This is a genomic window from Streptomyces sp. NPDC005408, assembly GCF_040606445.1.
Taxonomy (GTDB): domain Bacteria; phylum Actinomycetota; class Actinomycetes; order Streptomycetales; family Streptomycetaceae; genus Streptomyces.
Window position 1 is genome coordinate 1 of the sequence record NZ_JBEXEX010000130.1, and the last position, 2541, is coordinate 2541.

2 rRNA genes are annotated in these 2541 nt (G+C 58.1%); both read right to left on the reverse strand.

Going from position 1 to position 2541, the window contains the following annotated elements:
- Positions 1–648 (reverse strand): 23S ribosomal RNA (locus ABZS64_RS39240); the annotation flags it as partial.
- A gap of 299 nt (positions 649–947) precedes the next feature.
- Positions 948–2473, reverse strand: a 16S ribosomal RNA gene (locus tag ABZS64_RS39245).
- Positions 2474–2541 lie beyond the last annotated feature (68 nt).

Below are 2541 nucleotides of genomic sequence, written 5' to 3' on the forward strand. Positions count from 1 at the left end.
TGCTCCGAAGAACAACAGCGACGCTCCCACGGCTTGTAGGCACACGGTTTCAGGTACTATTTCACTCCGCTCCCGCGGTACTTTTCACCATTCCCTCACGGTACTATCCGCTATCGGTCACCAGGGAATATTTAGGCTTAACGGGTGGTCCCGCCAGATTCACACGGGATTTCTCGGGCCCCGTGCTACTTGGGTGTCTCTTAAACGAGCCGTTGATGTTTCAGCTACGGGGGTCTTACCCTCTACGCCGGACCTTTCGCATGTCCTTCGCCTACATCAACGGTTTCTGACTCGTCTCATTGCCGGCAGACAATGAAAAAGAGATCCCACAACCCCGTATGCGCAACCCCTGCCGGGTATCACACGCATACGGTTTGGCCTCATCCGGTTTCGCTCGCCACTACTCCCGGAATCACGGTTGTTTTCTCTTCCTGAGGGTACTGAGATGTTTCACTTCCCCTCGTTCCCTCCACACTGCCTATGTGTTCAGCAGTGGGTGACAGCCCATGACGACTGCCGGGTTTCCCCATTCGGAAACCCCCGGATCAAAGCCTGGTTGACGGCTCCCCGGGGACTATCGTGGCCTCCCACGTCCTTCATCGGTTCCTGGTGCCAAGGCATCCACCGTGCGCCCTTAAAAACTTGGCCACAGATGCTCGCGTCCACTGTGCAGTTCTCAAGCAACGACCAGCCACCCATCACCCCGCTGAGATCAGCGAGTTCACTGGGGCCGGCATCGCGAAGGGCGAGCTCACGCTCGCACCCTCAGATACCCAACAGCGCGCCCGGCACGACTCCCTGACTCACACGTTCCACGCCGAAGCAGTACTAGTGAAGCCCTGAAACCGTGCCGAATAGTCAACGTTCCACCCATGAGCAACCAGCATCGGACATGCGCCGATGTACTGGCCTCTGGACCGGCGAACCGGCCTAGAAGTGCTCCTTAGAAAGGAGGTGATCCAGCCGCACCTTCCGGTACGGCTACCTTGTTACGACTTCGTCCCAATCGCCAGTCCCACCTTCGACAGCTCCCTCCCACAAGGGGTTGGGCCACCGGCTTCGGGTGTTACCGACTTTCGTGACGTGACGGGCGGTGTGTACAAGGCCCGGGAACGTATTCACCGCAGCAATGCTGATCTGCGATTACTAGCAACTCCGACTTCATGGGGTCGAGTTGCAGACCCCAATCCGAACTGAGACCGGCTTTTTGAGATTCGCTCCGCCTCGCGGCATCGCAGCTCTTTGTACCGGCCATTGTAGCACGTGTGCAGCCCAAGACATAAGGGGCATGATGACTTGACGTCGTCCCCACCTTCCTCCGAGTTGACCCCGGCAGTCTCCTGTGAGTCCCCATCACCCCGAAGGGCATGCTGGCAACACAGAACAAGGGTTGCGCTCGTTGCGGGACTTAACCCAACATCTCACGACACGAGCTGACGACAGCCATGCACCACCTGTATACCGACCACAAGGGGGGCACCATCTCTGATGCTTTCCGGTATATGTCAAGCCTTGGTAAGGTTCTTCGCGTTGCGTCGAATTAAGCCACATGCTCCGCTGCTTGTGCGGGCCCCCGTCAATTCCTTTGAGTTTTAGCCTTGCGGCCGTACTCCCCAGGCGGGGAACTTAATGCGTTAGCTGCGGCACCGACGACGTGGAATGTCGCCAACACCTAGTTCCCAACGTTTACGGCGTGGACTACCAGGGTATCTAATCCTGTTCGCTCCCCACGCTTTCGCTCCTCAGCGTCAGTAATGGCCCAGAGATCCGCCTTCGCCACCGGTGTTCCTCCTGATATCTGCGCATTTCACCGCTACACCAGGAATTCCGATCTCCCCTACCACACTCTAGCTAGCCCGTATCGAATGCAGACCCGGGGTTAAGCCCCGGGCTTTCACATCCGACGTGACAAGCCGCCTACGAGCTCTTTACGCCCAATAATTCCGGACAACGCTTGCGCCCTACGTATTACCGCGGCTGCTGGCACGTAGTTAGCCGGCGCTTCTTCTGCAGGTACCGTCACTTTCGCTTCTTCCCTGCTGAAAGAGGTTTACAACCCGAAGGCCGTCATCCCTCACGCGGCGTCGCTGCATCAGGCTTTCGCCCATTGTGCAATATTCCCCACTGCTGCCTCCCGTAGGAGTCTGGGCCGTGTCTCAGTCCCAGTGTGGCCGGTCGCCCTCTCAGGCCGGCTACCCGTCGTCGCCTTGGTAGGCCATCACCCCACCAACAAGCTGATAGGCCGCGGGCTCATCCTTCACCGCCGGAGCTTTCAACCCCCTCCCATGCGGGAGAAGGTGTTATCCGGTATTAGACCCCGTTTCCAGGGCTTGTCCCAGAGTGAAGGGCAGATTGCCCACGTGTTACTCACCCGTTCGCCACTAATCCACCCCGAAGGGCTTCATCGTTCGACTTGCATGTGTTAAGCACGCCGCCAGCGTTCGTCCTGAGCCAGGATCAAACTCTCCATGAATGTTTACCGGTAATCCGGTGCACACACACGATAAGAGCGGAACGACCGGTCGGAATAAGACCGATCGT